Origin of the sequence: Lysobacter sp. CA196 (assembly GCF_052078695.1) — a bacterium.
In the GTDB taxonomy this organism is placed as follows: domain Bacteria; phylum Pseudomonadota; class Gammaproteobacteria; order Xanthomonadales; family Xanthomonadaceae; genus Lysobacter.
In genome coordinates, this window is the sequence record NZ_JBQJIN010000001.1 from 579,216 (window position 1) to 594,077 (window position 14,862).

Annotated in this window: 12 protein-coding genes; 6 read left to right on the forward strand and 6 right to left on the reverse strand. The window is 68.8% G+C overall.

What is annotated here, in order from left to right; genetic code table 11:
* The first annotated feature begins 509 nt into the window (after positions 1–509).
* Positions 510–1,139, forward strand: coding sequence for a hypothetical protein (locus ACTOWK_RS02365; RefSeq protein ID WP_441328582.1), 630 nt, complete (start codon positions 510–512; stop codon positions 1,137–1,139).
* On the opposite strand, the gene ACTOWK_RS02370 is transcribed toward ACTOWK_RS02365, so the two are convergent.
* Positions 1,094–1,468, reverse strand: a complete 375-nt coding sequence (locus ACTOWK_RS02370) for a hypothetical protein (protein ID WP_441328583.1) — start codon at positions 1,466–1,468, stop codon at positions 1,094–1,096. The two genes, ACTOWK_RS02365 and ACTOWK_RS02370, sit on opposite strands and share 46 nt — an antisense overlap.
* Here ACTOWK_RS02370 and dnaE point away from each other — a divergent pair.
* On the forward strand, positions 1,467–4,991 hold the full coding sequence (gene dnaE / locus ACTOWK_RS02375) for a DNA polymerase III subunit alpha (protein WP_441328584.1): 3,525 nt from the start codon (positions 1,467–1,469) through the stop codon (positions 4,989–4,991). The two genes, ACTOWK_RS02370 and dnaE, sit on opposite strands and share 2 nt — an antisense overlap.
* Positions 4,992–5,142: 151 nt before the next feature.
* Positions 5,143–6,102, forward strand: coding sequence for an acetyl-CoA carboxylase carboxyltransferase subunit alpha (locus ACTOWK_RS02380; protein ID WP_441328585.1), 960 nt, complete (start codon positions 5,143–5,145; stop codon positions 6,100–6,102).
* Between the two features lie 129 nt (positions 6,103–6,231).
* On the opposite strand, the gene ACTOWK_RS02385 is transcribed toward ACTOWK_RS02380, so the two are convergent.
* Positions 6,232–7,293 (reverse strand): NADH:flavin oxidoreductase/NADH oxidase, encoded by a 1,062-nt coding sequence (locus ACTOWK_RS02385; protein WP_441328586.1) that lies wholly within the window; start codon positions 7,291–7,293, stop codon positions 6,232–6,234.
* Positions 7,294–7,401: 108 nt separating this feature from the next.
* Between ACTOWK_RS02385 and tilS the strand changes: the two genes are divergently transcribed.
* The 3 genes from tilS (at position 7,402) to ispA (ending at position 9,961) form a co-directional block, all read left to right on the forward strand.
* Positions 7,402–8,700 carry a tRNA lysidine(34) synthetase TilS gene (tilS, locus tag ACTOWK_RS02390; protein ID WP_441328587.1) on the forward strand — a complete coding sequence of 433 codons (1,299 nt, stop codon included), beginning with the start codon at positions 7,402–7,404 and terminating at the stop codon, positions 8,698–8,700.
* Positions 8,701–8,802: 102 nt separating this feature from the next.
* The gene (locus tag ACTOWK_RS02395) at positions 8,803–9,087 is read left to right on the forward strand and encodes an exodeoxyribonuclease VII small subunit (RefSeq protein ID WP_441328588.1); all 285 of its coding nucleotides are present in this window, start codon (positions 8,803–8,805) and stop codon (positions 9,085–9,087) included.
* Positions 9,080–9,961, forward strand: coding sequence for a (2E,6E)-farnesyl diphosphate synthase (gene ispA / locus ACTOWK_RS02400; protein WP_441328589.1), 882 nt, complete (start codon positions 9,080–9,082; stop codon positions 9,959–9,961). The genes ACTOWK_RS02395 and ispA overlap by 8 nt, the downstream gene beginning before the upstream one ends.
* 103 nt (positions 9,962–10,064) lie before the next feature.
* Here ispA and ACTOWK_RS02405 read toward each other — a convergent pair whose 3' ends face one another.
* From ACTOWK_RS02405 to pmbA, 4 genes are all read right to left on the reverse strand, one after another.
* On the reverse strand, positions 10,065–10,412 hold the full coding sequence (locus ACTOWK_RS02405; RefSeq protein WP_031372524.1) for a DUF4870 domain-containing protein: 348 nt from the start codon (positions 10,410–10,412) through the stop codon (positions 10,065–10,067).
* 238 nt (positions 10,413–10,650) lie between these two features.
* On the reverse strand, positions 10,651–11,790 hold the full coding sequence (locus tag ACTOWK_RS02410; RefSeq protein WP_441328590.1) for a DUF1501 domain-containing protein: 1,140 nt from the start codon (positions 11,788–11,790) through the stop codon (positions 10,651–10,653).
* 1 nt (position 11,791) lies between these two features.
* Positions 11,792–13,291, reverse strand: coding sequence for a DUF1800 domain-containing protein (locus ACTOWK_RS02415; RefSeq protein ID WP_441328591.1), 1,500 nt, complete (start codon positions 13,289–13,291; stop codon positions 11,792–11,794).
* Positions 13,292–13,434: 143 nt separating this feature from the next.
* On the reverse strand, positions 13,435–14,805 hold the full coding sequence (gene pmbA, locus ACTOWK_RS02420; RefSeq protein ID WP_441328662.1) for a metalloprotease PmbA: 1,371 nt from the start codon (positions 14,803–14,805) through the stop codon (positions 13,435–13,437).
* Between the last annotated feature and the right edge of the window lie 57 nt (positions 14,806–14,862).

Consider the following 14,862-nt stretch of genomic DNA (forward strand, 5'->3'; position numbering starts at 1 on the left):
ATCCCTGCGGGCCGCCCTCCGGGTCTTCGATGGCCTTCGCGAGTGCGAAGCGGCGCACAGCAACCGCAACCGCAACCGCAAAACCCTTACGGCAACGATCGTCGTTGCTCTTGGGTAGGAGCGGCGCAAGCCGCGACCGCGCAACCGCACACCGCGCCGCAACTCATGCAATGCAAGACGCGCCACACGTCGCCAAAAAACCAACGATGCCGAGACGACTAAAGCAGCACCGCAACCGGTTAAAACGCGGTCGCGGCTTGCGCCGCTCCTACCCTTAAGGCAAAAACCCCATCAAAAAAACGAAGGCCCCACCGAAGTTCCCGCCACCTCGACCGCCGGTCGGCTGAACGCGCATCCCGTGCCACTGGTCACAACGACTTCATACCGGCGCGCCCACACTGCCGTCAGGCGCACAGTGAGTTCGCAAGCTCTCCAGGTTCGCGTCGCCTCCGGCCCGCGGCGCGCATCCCGCCCTTCTTACCCGGCCGGACGCGAGGTGTTTCATGCGCATGCCTCACCCCACTCCGACTTCCGAGCCGCTGCCGTTCGAGCGCGACAGCGCGTTGCCGCGCGGTCGTATCGGCTACGAGCCGGCCATGGCGGTCACCTCCGCCGCGATCGCCGCCTTCGATGCCCTGGTGCACGAATTGCACCCCGACGCCGCACGGGTCGATACCGCGCGCCTGCAACGCCTGGCCGGCTGGCTGGCGTCGCTGCCGGCAAGCGAAGCCCGCCGCGTTATCGACGAGCGAATGCAGAGCCTGCAGGACCTGCGCGCGATGGCCGCCGACCCGGCCTGGGACAGCGACGCAGCCATGCGGGCCCGCCTGGCCAAGCTGTTCGCCTACGTCGACAACGACGAAGACCTGATCCCCGACCGGGTGCCGCTGCTCGGCCTGCTCGACGACGTGCTGCTGATCGAGTTGACCTGGCCGGCGTTCGCCGCCGAAGCCGAGGACTACCGCGATTTCTGCGTCTACCGGCGGATCGAGCATCCGAGCGGCGACGACGCCGAGCAACGCGCGGCCTGGGTCCGCGACCGCATCGCCGAGTTGTCGCTGCTGCAGCACAACGCCCGGGTCAACGACAGCCACTACGCGAACGGGCGCTCGCCCGAACCGGTGTTCCGGATCGCCTGAACGCCGGGCGGCCCGCCGGCGCGACGAATCCGCACCGATGCCCGCCATCGGCGCTCGGTTCGCCGGCGCCGCCGCGCGCCCAATAACAGGCCGGATAACAGGCGGATCAACGGGCCGATCATCGGGCCCGTGAACAGCCGGCTATACCGATCCGCCGCCGGCCGAACGCCGCCTTGTCGCAACCCGGCGAGATCGACCTCCAGGCGGCCATCCAAGCCTGTCAAGGCTTGTCGCTGGCCGCCGGGCTGATACCCTGCTGTTCGGCACGCAATCCGCTTGCCGTCCCACGGCTTGAATCCACCCGGTACGGCCGCAGAAACGGTACGCATGTCCGCTCCATTCGTTCATCTTCACCTGCACAGCGAATACTCGCTCGCCGATTCGACGATCCGCATCGGCGAACTGGTCAAACGCTGCGTCGCGCTCGGCCAACCGGCCGTCGCGCTGACCGACATCGACAACCTCTTCGCCACGGTCAAGTTCTACAAGGCCTGCGAGGGCGCCGGCATCAAGCCGATCATCGGCGCCGACGTCGGCCTGGCCGACGGCAACGAGACCGCCTCGCGCCTGACCCTGCTGTGCCGCGACCGCGGCGGCTACCTGACCCTGTCGCGCCTGCTCAGCCGCGCCTGGATGGAGGGCCACCGCACCGAGGGCGTGGTGCTGCGCCCGGAATGGCTGCGCGAAGACAACGAGGGCCTGTTCGCCCTCGCCGGCCGCCACAGCCTGGCCGGCCGCCTGGCCGCCGGCAGCCGGGTCGAACTCGCCCATGCCTGGCTGGTCGACTGGCAAGGCGTGTTCGGCGACCGCCTGCACCTGGAACTGACCCGCAGCCAGCGCGACGGCGAGGAAGCCTTCAACGCCTTCGCCATGCAGGCCGCGAGCAAGCGCGGCCTGCCGCTGATCGCCAGCAACGACGCCCGCTTCCTCGACCGCGAGGGCTACGAGGCGCACGAAGCGCGCGTATGCATCGCCTCCGGCCGGGTCCTCGACGACCCCAAGCGCCCGCGCGACTACAGCGCCGAGCAGTACGTCAAGTCGACCGAGGAGATGCGCGAGCTGTTCGCCGACGTGCCCGATGCGATCGACAACGCCCTGGCGTTGGCGACTCGCTGCAACGTCGAACTCAAGCTCGGCGAATACGCGTTGCCGGACTTCCCGGTGCCGAGCGAACACACCATCGAATCCTGGCTGCGCGCGCAATCGCGCGAAGGCCTGGTCAAGCGCCTGGAAAAGAACCCGCTGGCGCCGGGCAAGACCCGCGAGGTCTACGACGAGCGCCTGGAAATCGAGCTGGACGTCATCATCAAGATGGGGTTCCCCGGCTACTTCCTGATCGTCGCGGACTTCATCAACTGGGCCAAGGATCATGAAATCCCGGTCGGCCCCGGGCGCGGTTCCGGTGCCGGTTCGCTGGTCGCCTGGGCGCTCGGCATCACCGATCTCGACCCGCTGCCCTACGACCTGCTGTTCGAGCGATTCCTCAATCCCGAACGCGTGTCGATGCCCGACTTCGACATCGACTTCTGCATGGACCGGCGCGACGAGGTCATCGACTACGTCGCGCAGAAGTACGGCCGCGACCGGGTCAGCCAGATCATCACCTACGGCACCATGGCGGCGAAGGCGGTGGTGCGCGACGCCGGCCGCGTGCTCGGCCATCCCTACGGTTTCGTCGACGGCATCGCCAAGCTGATCCCGAATACCCTGGGCATCTCGCTCGACGACGCCCTGGGCGAGTCGGAAGCGGCGATCAAGAATCCGGAGCTCGCCTCCAGCGAACTGATCGCGCGCTACCGCAGCGAAGACGACGTGCGCGACCTGCTCGACCTGGCGCGCGAACTCGAAGACCTGACCCGCAACGCCGGCAAGCACGCCGGCGGCGTGGTGATCGCGCCGAGCCCGTTGTCGGACTTCTGCCCGCTGTTCGCCGAACACGACGGCGAGGGCCGCGGCAAGAGCCCGGTGACCCAGTTCGACAAGGACGACGTCGAAGCCGTCGGCCTGGTCAAGTTCGACTTCCTCGGCCTGCGCACGCTGACGATCATCGATTGGGCGGTGCGCGCGATCAACAAGCGCCGCGCCCGCGAAGGCCAGGAACCGCTCGACATCACCACGCTGGAGCTGACCGACCAGCCCACCTACGAGCTGTTCGCGCGCGGCGACACGGTCGCGGTGTTCCAGTTCGAATCGCGCGGCATGCGCGAGCTGCTCAAGCGCGCCAGGCCCGACACCTTCGAAGACATCATCGCGCTCGCCGCGCTGTTCCGTCCCGGCCCGCTGGGCTCGGGGATGGACAAGGACTGGGTCGACCGCAAACACGGCAACGCCGAGGTCACCTACCCGCACGACAGCCTGGAACCGGTGCTGGGGCCGACCTACGGCGTCATCGTCTACCAGGAACAGGTGATGCAGATCGCCCAGGTCCTGGCCGGCTATTCGCTGGGCGGCGCGGACATGCTGCGCCGCGCGATGGGCAAGAAAAAGCCCGAGGAAATGGCGAAGGAGCGCGCCAAGTTCGAGGCCGGCTGCGCCGAGCGCAACATTCCGGCCAAGCAGGCCAGCCCGATCTTCGACTTGATGGAGAAGTTCGCCGAGTACGGCTTCAACAAGTCGCACTCAGCCGCGTACGCGCTGGTCGCCTACCAGACCGGCTGGCTCAAGCGTCACTACCCTGCCGAATTCATGTCCGCGACCTGCTCGTCGGACATGGACAACACCGACAAGGTCGTCAACTTCCTCGACGAAGCGCGGGTCATGGGCCTGACCGTGCTGCCGCCGCACGTCAACGAATCGGACTACATGTTCGAGGCCATCGACGCCAATACGATCCGCTACGGCCTCGGCGCGGTGAAAGGCGTCGGCCGCGGCGTCTGCGAAGCGATCGTCGAGGCGCGCCGCGCCGGCCCGTTCGACGACCTGCTGGATTTCTGCAAGCGCGTCGACACCGGCAAGCTCAACCGTCGCGCGCTCGAAGCGCTGGCCCATGCCGGCGCGCTCGATGGCCTCGGCCGCAACCGCGCCACCTTGATGCTGCAGTTGCCGGAGGTGCTCAAGGCCACCGACCAGCTCGCGAAGGAACGCGCCGCCGGCCAGGTCTCGCTGTTCGGCGGTTTCGAAGCGGCCGCACCGGCGCTGCATCTCGACCTGCCGCAGGCCGACGAATGGCCGCTCGCGCAGATCCTGCACGGCGAGCGCGAAACCCTCGGCCACTATCTCAGCGGCCATCCGTTCGATCCCTATCGCGACGAGTTGCGCAGCCTGGTCGGCACCGACCTGGGCGAACTCGAAGGCATCTGGGAAAAACGTCCGGAGAGCGCACGCAGCGGCTGGCGCCCGGAACTGGAAGTGATCGTCGCCGGCCAGGTGGTCGGTTTGCGCAAGAAAGGCGACAGCCAGATGTTCGTGCAGATCGAGGACGGCCGCGGCCGCCTGGAGTGCGCGTTCTTCGCCGAGACTTATAGCGAGTTCGCCTCGATGCTCGCGCGCGACCGCCTGCTGGTGGTCCAGGGCGGCCTGCGCGAGGACGCCTTCAGCGGCGGCTTCGCCCTGCGCGCGGCGCGCTGCTGGGACTACGCGCAGGTGTGTTCGCGCCATGCCCAACGTCTGTCGATGCGGCTGGACCTGCGCGTGCCCGGCACCTGGCAACGCGTCGACGCCCTGCTGGCCAAACAGCGGCCCGGCCCGACCCCGATCCGCCTCGATCTGTTGCGCGCAGGCGCGGCCGGCATGCTCGACCTCAACGGCGCCCAGTCGGTGCGCGTCGATGCCGACCTGGTCGGCACCTTGCGCGCGCAGCCCGGCGTGAAGGCGGTCAAGCTGACCTTGTCGAAGCCCTGGGCTCAGAGCTAGAAGTGAGCGAGGAGAAGTGAGGCGAGCGGAAAGCCGCCGTTACTCACTCCTCGCTCCTCTCCACTCACTCCTGCCCCGCCCCTCCCATGCCTCTCGGTACGGTCCCCCGCCCTGGGCTAGACTGTGCGCCAACCCGGCCAACGGCCCGAGCATGAATCCGAATTACCTCGACTTCGAGCAGCCCATCGCCGACCTGGAAGCCAAGATCCAGGAACTGCGCCACGCCAGCAGCGGCCCGGCCGTCGACATCGACGCCGAAATCCACACCCTGCAGAACAAGCTGCGCCTGCGCACCGCGCAGATCTTCCGCGACTTGAGTTCGTGGCAGATCTCGCAGTTGGCCCGTCATCCGGCCCGTCCCTACACCCTCGACTACATCCGGGTGATGTGCGACGAGTTCCAGGAACTGGCCGGCGACCGCGCCTTCGCCAACGACACCGCGATCGTCGGCGGCCTCGGCCGCATCGCCGGCCGCAGCGTGGTCATCATCGGCCACCAGAAAGGCCGCGACACCAAGAGCAAGATCAAGCGCAATTTCGGCATGCCGCGTCCGGAGGGCTACCGCAAGGCGCTGCGTCTGATGAAGCTGGCCGAGCGCTTCCACCTGCCGCTGCTGACCTTCATCGACACCGCCGGCGCCTGGCCCGGCATCGACGCCGAAGAGCGCGGCCAGTCCGAAGCGATCGCGCGCAACCTGCTGGAAATGGCCGAACTGAAGATCCCGGTGATCTGCACCGTGATCGGCGAAGGCGGCTCCGGCGGCGCGCTCGCGATCGGCGTGGGCGACCGCACCTTGATGCTCGAATACAGCACCTATTCGGTGATCACCCCGGAAGGCTGCGCCTCGATCCTGTGGAAGACCGCGGAGAAGGCCAAGGACGCGGCCGAACAGCTCGGCCTGACCGCCAAACGCCTGTACGAACTGGGCCTGATCGACAAGATCGTGCGCGAGCCGATCGGCGGCGCCCACCGTAATCCCAAGCAGATGGCCACGCGCCTGAAGGCCGTGCTGCTCAACGAACTCGACGCGCTCGAGCCGTTGCCGGTCGAAGACCTGCTGCAGCGCCGCTACGAGCGCCTGCGCGGCTACGGCGCATACGAAGCGGCCTGAGGGCCAAACGCCGCTGTGTTGAATCACGAGGGCGATCGCAGCCATTGCGATCGCCCTCGTCGTTTGCGCGATCGGTCGGTATGCGGTCTACGCCTCGGCCATGGTGTCCTGCAGGCGTAACGGCCAGCCTCACCAAGCCCGCTGATACTGCTCCGGCACGTGCGTCGTCGCGCCGAGTTCGCGGGCGGCGCGATGCGGGAAATACGGGTCGCGCAGCAACTGCCTCGCCAGCAGCACCACGTCGGCTTCGCCGTCGGCGACGATGCGTTCGGCCTGCGCCGCCTCGGTGATCAAGCCGACCGCGCCGGTGGCGATGCCGGCTTCGCGACGGATACGCGCCGAGAACGGTACCTGATAGCCGGGCTCGTTCGGAATCCGCGCGTCCGGCACCAGACCGCCGCTGGATACGTCGATCAGGTCGACACCAAGGTCCTTGACGATGCGCGCCAGCTCGACGCTCTGTTCGATGTCCCAGCCGCCCTCGGCCCAGTCGGTCGCGGAAATCCGCAGCCACAGCGGCAGACGCTCGGGCCAGACTTCGCGCACGGCGGCCAGCACCTCGCGCAGCAGGCGCGTGCGGTTGTCGAAACTGCCGCCGTAACGATCCTCGCGCTGGTTCGACAGCGGCGACAGAAACTGATGCAGCAGATAACCGTGCGCGGCGTGGATCTCGACCAATTGGAAACACGCATCCAACGCGCGTTGCGCCGCGGCGGCGAAATCGTCGACCACGGTGCGGATCTCGATCGGCTGCAATTCGCGCGGCTGGGTCGAGTCTTCGCGGAACGGCAACGGCGATGGCGCCGCCGGCGTCCATCCGCCCGCGTCGACCGGCACCGCCTTGCCGCCGAGCCAGGGCGCTTCGATGCTGGCCTTGCGTCCGGCATGACTGAGTTGCGCGCCGACCACCGCCTCGCGCGAACGCAGGAAGCAGGTGATGCGGTGCCAGGCTTCGGCCTGAGAGGCGTTCCACAGCCCCGTGTCGGCGGCGGAAATGCGGCCTTCCGGCGACACCGCACAGGCCTCGGTCATGACCAGGCCGGCGCCGCCGACCGCTCGACTGCCCAGATGGACCAGATGCCAGTTGTTCGGCAGCCCGTCGACGGCCGAGTACTGGCACATCGGCGACACGACGAGACGGTTGCGCAACTTCAGCGATCGTTGCGACAGTGGTGCGAAAAGCCGGGACACAGTGGTTTGCCTGCTATGAATATGGAGAAACGACGTTAATCGTCTGCGCCGGCCGGCGCAGCATCATCGGTGGGTTGCTGCGTCCCGCGGCCATGGCACCATGCCGCGATGCCCCCGCATGCTGCCGACGCGATCACACAAGCTCTGAGCGCCATGCCGCCGACGCCGCTGTGCGTCGGCTACAGCGGCGGCCTCGACTCGACCGCGCTGCTGCACGCTTTGGCCGCTTCGCCGCAGGCCCGGGCGCAGGGTCTGCGCGCCTGGCACGTGCATCACGGGCTGCATCCGCAGGCCGACGCCTGGGCCGCGCATTGCGCCGAAACCTGCGCCCGGCTCGGCCTGGAATTCAGCGTTTCGCGGGTATCGGTTGCCCTCGCCGGCGGCGACGGCCCGGAAGCCGCGGCCCGTCGCGCACGCCACGCCGCCTTCGCTGCCGGCCTCGGCGAGGGCGAGACCCTGCTGCTCGCCCATCATCGCGACGACCAAGCCGAGACCGTGCTGCTGCGGCTGTTGCGCGGCTCGGGGCCGGACGGACTGGCGGCGATGCGCGCCTGGCGCGATTGCGGCCGCGGACGGCTGTGGCGGCCCTTGCTGAATCTGCCGCGCGCCGCCTTGCAGGCGTATGCGTCGGCGCAGCGGTTGCAATGGATCGACGACCCGAGCAACGACGAACACGGCTACGACCGCAATTTCCTGCGCCACCGCGTGTTGCCGGCGTTGCGCGAACGATGGCCGCAAGCCGATGCCGCCTTCGCCACCTCCGCCCGCTTGAACGCACAAGCCACCGAATTGCTCGACCGCGAGGATGCGATGGCCTTGGCCGAAGTGCGCAGCCTCGATCCGCAGGCGCTGTCGCGCGCGGGGCTGCGCGCGCTGCCGAGCGCGCGACGCGCGCGGGTGCTGCGACGCTGGGTCGCCACACTCGGCCTGCCGCCGTTGCCGGCCGAGGGCGTAGCGCAGATCGAATCGCAGTTGCTCGACGCGCGCGCCGATGCCGAAGCCGAATTCGCCTGGCACGGTGCGGTCGTGCGCGCCTGGCGCGATCTGCTCCACATCGAGCGCCAGCGTCCGGCGCTGGCCGGGGACTGGAGCGTCGAATGGGACGGCCGCGATGCGCTGGCACTGCCCCACGGCGGCGAGTGGCGCCTGCACGGCGCGGACCGATTCGAGGCGCCCTGTCTCGCTCACGGCCGCCGCGGCGGCGAGCGCATCGCCCTGCCGGGGCGCAGCCATCGCCATGCGCTCAAGCAGGCGCTGCAGGACCTCGGCGTACCGCCGTGGGAGCGGCGCCGCTTGCCGCTGCTGTCGAGCGCCGACGGCGAACTGTTGGCGGCGGGCGACCTGTTGCTGTCCGCGCGCATGGACGCCTGGCTGCGCGAACGCGGGGCGCGTCTGGTCTGGGCTTGACCACGGCTGGCGACGACACGGCGCCGCAGCTGCGACGGTGGGCCGCGGCCGGGCCTGCCGCCCTGCATTGACCCTGCCCCTCCCCCGCCGCACACTTCTCCCATGCCTCGTAAAACCCCCACCGAAGCCTCGCCCGTCGCCGATTTCGAACAGTCGCTCGACGCCCTCGAGCAACTCGTCGACAAGATGGAACACGGCGAGATGAGCCTGGAAGATTCGCTGGCCGCGTACGAACGCGGGGTCGGCCTGTACCGGCGCTGCCAGACCGCGCTGGAACAGGCGGAACTGCGCGTGCGCCTGCTGACCGACCCGCAGGACCCGGCCAGCGCCGAGCCCTTCGCCTCCGCCCATCCCGCAGGCCACCCCGGCAACGACAGCGATGCTTGACGGCAGCTTGCGCGATTGGCGCGAACGCGCCGACGCGGCGCTGGCGCGCGCACTGCCTTCGCCCGAGGACGAACCGCGTCTGCTGCACATGGCGATGCGGCATGCGGTGCTGCTGGGCGGCAAGCGCATGCGCCCGCTGCTGGTCCATGCCAGCGGCGCCCTGTTCGAAGTCGCGCCGTCGGTGCTCGATGCGCCGGCCACCGCGGTCGAACTGATCCACGCCTACTCGCTGGTGCACGACGACTTGCCGGCGATGGACGACGACGAACTGCGCCGCGGCCAGCCGACGGTGCATGTCGCCTTCGACGAGGCCACTGCGATTCTCGCCGGCGATGCGCTGCAGTCGCTGGCCTTCGCCGTGCTCGCCGATACCGACAGCAACGACCGCATCCGCGTCGCCCTGCTGCGCACCCTGGCCGAAGCCGCCGGCGTCGCCGGCATGTGCGGCGGCCAGGCGCTCGATATCGACGCCACCGGCTCGGGCGTGCGCCTGGACGTGGCCGCGTTGGAGCGCGTGCACGCGCTCAAGACCGGCGCCCTGATCCGCGCCGCGGTGCGCATGGGCGCGCTGTGCGGCGACGCCGACCCGGCTTCGCTGGACGCGTTGGACCGCTATGCGCGTGCGCTCGGCCTGGCCTTCCAGGTGCGCGACGACATCCTCGATGTCGAAGGCGACAGCCAGACTCTCGGCAAAACCGCGGGCAAGGACGCCGCGCAGGACAAATCGACCTTCCCGGCGCTGATCGGGCTCGATGCCTCGCGCGCGCGCCTGGACGAACTCGCGCAGGCGATGAGCGAAGCGCTGGAGCCGTTCGGCGAACGCGCCCACGCTCTGCGCGCGCTGGGGCGGATGGCGATCGAACGCGATCGCTGATCCGGGTTCGCGCTGTCGTTACCAGCGCGGGCACCGCAAAAACATCGCCCAAAACAAAGGCGGACCGAAGTCCGCCTTTGTCGTGCCGCGATGAAGCGCGCGATCAGTTGACCAGGCGCAGCGTCATCGGATAACGGTAGGACTCGCCCTTGTTCGCGGCCAGTGCGGCCATGATCGTCAGGACCAGCCAGGCCAGGCCGACGGCCAGCATCAGCAGGAAACCGATCAGCACGATGGTCAGGATCGCGCTGACGATGAAAGCGATCAACACGGTGATGTTGAAGTTCAGCGCTTCCTTGCCCTGTTCTGCCGCGAACGGCATGGTGTCCTTCTTGATCAACCAAACGACCAGCGGACCGAGGACGGAGCCGAAGGGAATAATCAAACCGACCAGCGTGCTCAGATGAGCCAGCATGCCCCAAGTCTTCTCGTCCTGACTGATATCGTTCATTACGCTTCCCCTACGTGATTGGATGGTGTCGATAGAAAAGTTCCGCGCCCACGGCTCGGCCCCCTAATGGGCATCATAAACCTTTCTTCGTCACAGTTAACCACGCCGATCCGCGCTACAGGCACCGGCGATGCAACGTCGGCCGGGACGATTTCCGGCCATCGCGCGAAGCTACGAACGCGGACCTCGGCCCGCCGAGCGGACGCCGACCTCCGTACCGGGTCGTACCCGCCGCCGCTCAGCCCACCCGCCAACCCGCCAACGGCGAGATACCGCGGCTGTCCGGAAACACGCGTTTTTCCAGCACGCCCTCGGCCAGCCCCAGGTGTTCGATCGCGATGCCCTTGAACAGGCTGCGCAGGTCGCTGGTCGCGCGCAGGTCGCGGCCTTCGTTGAGTTGCGCCGGCCCCAGGCCGGGCCAATCGCCGCCGATGCGGCCGCCGCGCACCGCACCGCCGCACAACAGGGCCATGCCGCCGGTGCCGTGGTCGGTGCCGCCGGTGCCGTTGATCGCCGCGGTGCGGCCGAACTCGGTCACCACGGCCACTACCGTGCGTGGCCATGCCGAGCCGAAACCTTCGCGCGCCGCGGCCAGGCCGCGATCGAGTTCGGCCAGTTTGCGCGCCAACTGCGGCGCCTGATTGCGATGGCTGTCCCACCCGGTGTCTTCGACGAAACCGATCCGCGGCCCGCCGGCCGCGCTCATGCGTTCGGCAGCGACGCGCATCGCCTCGGGCAGCGCGAACGCGCCCTTGCCTTCGCGGGCCAACGCCGCCGAGCGGGTGGATTGCTCGAAGGTGTCGCTGAGCCGCGCATCGGCGGCGTACAACGGTTGCAGTTGTTGCAGCAGCAGCGGGTCGACGCCTTTCGGCAACGGCGGCCACCAATTGCTGGTGCGCTCGCTGCCGCGCAGCGCCAACGGCATCACCGCGGCGACCGCGAAACCGGCCTCGCTCGGCAGCGCCTGCACGCAGCGGCCGAGCCAGCCGTCGCGCGCGCCGTTCGGCCTCGCGGTGCCGTTCTCCAGGCAGTCCTGGGCATCGAAATGCGAACGCGCGCGATACGGCGGCGCGATCGCGACGATCGGCAGCACCTGCTTGTCGCGGTACATCGCCGCGGTCTGCTGCATCGCCGGATGCAGGCCGAACATCGCGTCGATGCGGATCGGGTCGGCCACCGCACCGGCGCCGCGCAGGGCGGCATACACCGGGTCGGCATAAGGCGGCAGCAAATGCAGCCCATCGAGCCCGCCGCGCAACAACACCAACAGGAAACGCGTATCGGCATCGTCGCCAGCGGCGCGCGACGCGCTCGGGAACAGAGTCAGCAGTGCGCTCGCGCCGAATGCAGCCAACAGACCTCGGCGTTGCGAATCCATCTCAGATCCTCCATTGGAAAGCGGGGCTGGCGAACAACAGCGCATAGCCATCGCGCAGGGAACCGGCGCGGCGCAGGCCGATGGCGAAATCGCCGTCGACCGCGGCATTGCCGAGCACCGACACTGCGCATTGGTAGGGCGCCGACGCCTTCGGGTCGATACGCGCAGCCAGCAATTGCGCGGCCTGGATGCGCTTCCACAGACCGTCGGGGCTGCTCCAGTCGGCGGCGGTGTCGGGAAAGCCCGCCGGCGAACGCGGGTTGAACACCGGTTGGCCGAGGCTCGACAGCAGATTGATCAGAGCGCGCGCATCGTTGCCGACCGGCAACTCGCCGGCACGCAATGCCGAAACCACGAAATCGTTCGGCGTCTTGAACTTGCGCGCGTTGTCCGACCACGACTCCTGGCTTTCGACCAGCGCGCGGTACAGCGCGCGCAGATCGCCGTCGTGGCTCAGATACGCCTGGGCCATGCGCTTGACCAGTGTCGGCGGCGGCTGGTCGGCGACGAAATGGCGGGCGAGTTTGAAACTCAGGTGATGGGCGGTAGACGGATGCTTGGCCAGGTCGGCCAGGACCGCGCGCCCCTGCTCGACGCCGCCTTCGGCGTAACGGCGGCCGAGCACCCGGCGCTCGCCGGGTTCGTGCGACGCCTTGCGGAAGGTGAAGGCATTGTCGGCAATGCGATCGCCGGCGGCCTTGGCTTCGCGCGAATTGAACGTGCTCCAGCCGGTGATCGCGCGCGCCAGCTCGATCACATCGTCCTGGCGATAACCGCCGTCGACGCCGAGCGTATGCAGTTCGAGGATCTCGCGGGCCAGGTTCTCGTTGAGCCCGCGGCGTTCGCGACGCATCGACTCGGCGCGCTGCGCCACCGCGGAGTCGTTGCCGATCGAAATCGAATTGTCGAGATAGCGCAGCATCGCCGGATGGCTTTCGACCGCGAGCAGCATGTCTTCGAAACGGCCCAGCACGTGCGGGCGGATCGCTTCGCGCTCCATCGCCGCGGCGTACAAACGCGTATCGCCCTTGTCGATCGAAACCGCGAAATGATTCGACCAGAACTGGCTCAGGCGCTCGACGAAGGGCCGGTCGGTGCGCGACGCGTGACGATAACGCGCGGCGAATTCGTCGAGCTGGCGCCGGCGCAGGTCGCGCCGCATCTGCTCGGCGCGTTCGCCGGCTTGGTCGGCATCGACGGCCTCGCCCATAGGCTGAACCGGCGCCATCGCATCCGCAGCGCTCATCGACGCACCGGCCTGCATATCGCCCATCGCCGCAGGCGGCGCGGCCTTGACTCGGCCTGCGCGCGCGGCGCTGAGCTGTTCGTATTCGCGCGTCATCGTCACGGCGCTGCTCGGCAGGCCGCGAAATTCGTCGAGCGGGGGCGGCTCGCGCAACTGCGCGAGCAGAATCTCGCGGCCGTCGCCGCTGCCTTCGAGTTCGCCCGGCTTGGCGCCGAGCCCGAAACGATTGGCGGCCGTCGCCTTGCTTGCACTCATGCGGCCTCCCAGGAGTGGAGTTCCAGGATGAACGCCCTGATGCCGCTTGCGTTGACAGGATCGGGCCGGATCGGCGGTGTATTGCCGATTCCGCTAACCCGATCTCATTCTCGCGATCTCATGTTCGCGAGTTCATTCGCGGGTCATTCCTCGACCGATTCGCCGGCCACGGTCATGCGCCCGACCAGGATCGAACCGGTGCGCACGTGCGAGCGGTAGTCGACATCGCTGCCGACCGCTTCGACCGCGGCGAACATCTTGCGCAGATTGCCGGCGATGGTGATGCCGTCGACCGGATACTGGATCTGGCCGTTCTCTACCCAGAAACCGGCGGCGCCGCGCGAGTAATCGCCGGTCACGGTGTTGACGCCCTGCCCCATCAGCTCGGTGACCAACAGGCCGCGGCCGGTGTCGCGCAGCATCGAGGAAAAATCGCCGGCATTCGCCGCGACCTGCAGATTGTGCACGCCGCCGGCATTCGCGGTGGTCTGCAGGCCCAGCTTGCGCGCCGAATAACTGCCGAGCACGTAACGCTGCAGCACGCCGCCGCTGACGATGGCCGATTCGCGCGTGGCCACGCCCTCAGCGTCGAACGAGGTCGAACGCAGGCCGCGATGCAGGAACGGCTGCTCCTCGATCTGGAACCACGACGGGAACAACTGGGTGCCGACGCTGTCGAGCAGGAAGCTGGCCTGGCGGTACAAGGCGCCGCCGCTGATCGCGCTGAGCAGGTGGCCGATCAGCGAACGCGCGCTTTCCGCGGCGAACAGCACCGGGTATTCGCCGGTGGCGATCTGCCGCGGCGCCAGCCGGGCGATGGTACGTTCGCCGGCCTTGCGGCCGACGCTGGCGGCCGATTCCAGGTCGTCGGCGGCCAGGGCCGAGCTGTACCAGCCGTCGCGCTGCATGGCGTCGCCGCGGCCGGCGATCATCGCGCAGCCGAAGCTGTGCTGGGTGCTGCGCTCGCGGCCGACGAAGCCGTGCGAATTGGCGTAGACGCCGAGGCTGGCGCCGGTGCCGACCGAGGCGCCGTCGGAGTTCTCGATCCGCGCGTCGTAGTCGCGGCCGGCGCTTTCGCAGGCCAGGGCCAGCTCGAGCGCGTGGTCGGCGTCGATCGCCCAGGGGTGCCAGCTGTCGAAATCGCGCAGATCGGTCGCCATCAGGGCCGGATCGGCCAGGCCGGCGGCCTCGTCGTCCTCGGTGTAGCGGGCGATCGCGCAGGCCTGCTCGACCGTGGCCTCCAGGCTCTCGTCGCGCAGGTCGGCGGTGCTGGCGCTGCCCTTGCGCTGGCCGAAATAGACGGTGACGGCAATGCCGCGGTCGCGGGTGGCCTCGACCGTCTCGACCTCGCCCATGCGCACGTTCACGTTCAGCCCGGCCTCCTCCGAGCAGGACACCTCGGCCTGGCTGGCGCCGCGGGCCTTGGCGGCCGCCAGCAGGCGCTGGGACAGGTCGGCGAGCAGGTCCAGACGCGCCTCGGGGTCGGCGAAAGTGTGGGCCGAAGCGGTCGGAATGAGGGCGACTGCGTTCAATGTCTTATCCTTGCGGTACGCGGCGCGTTGGCGGCGCGG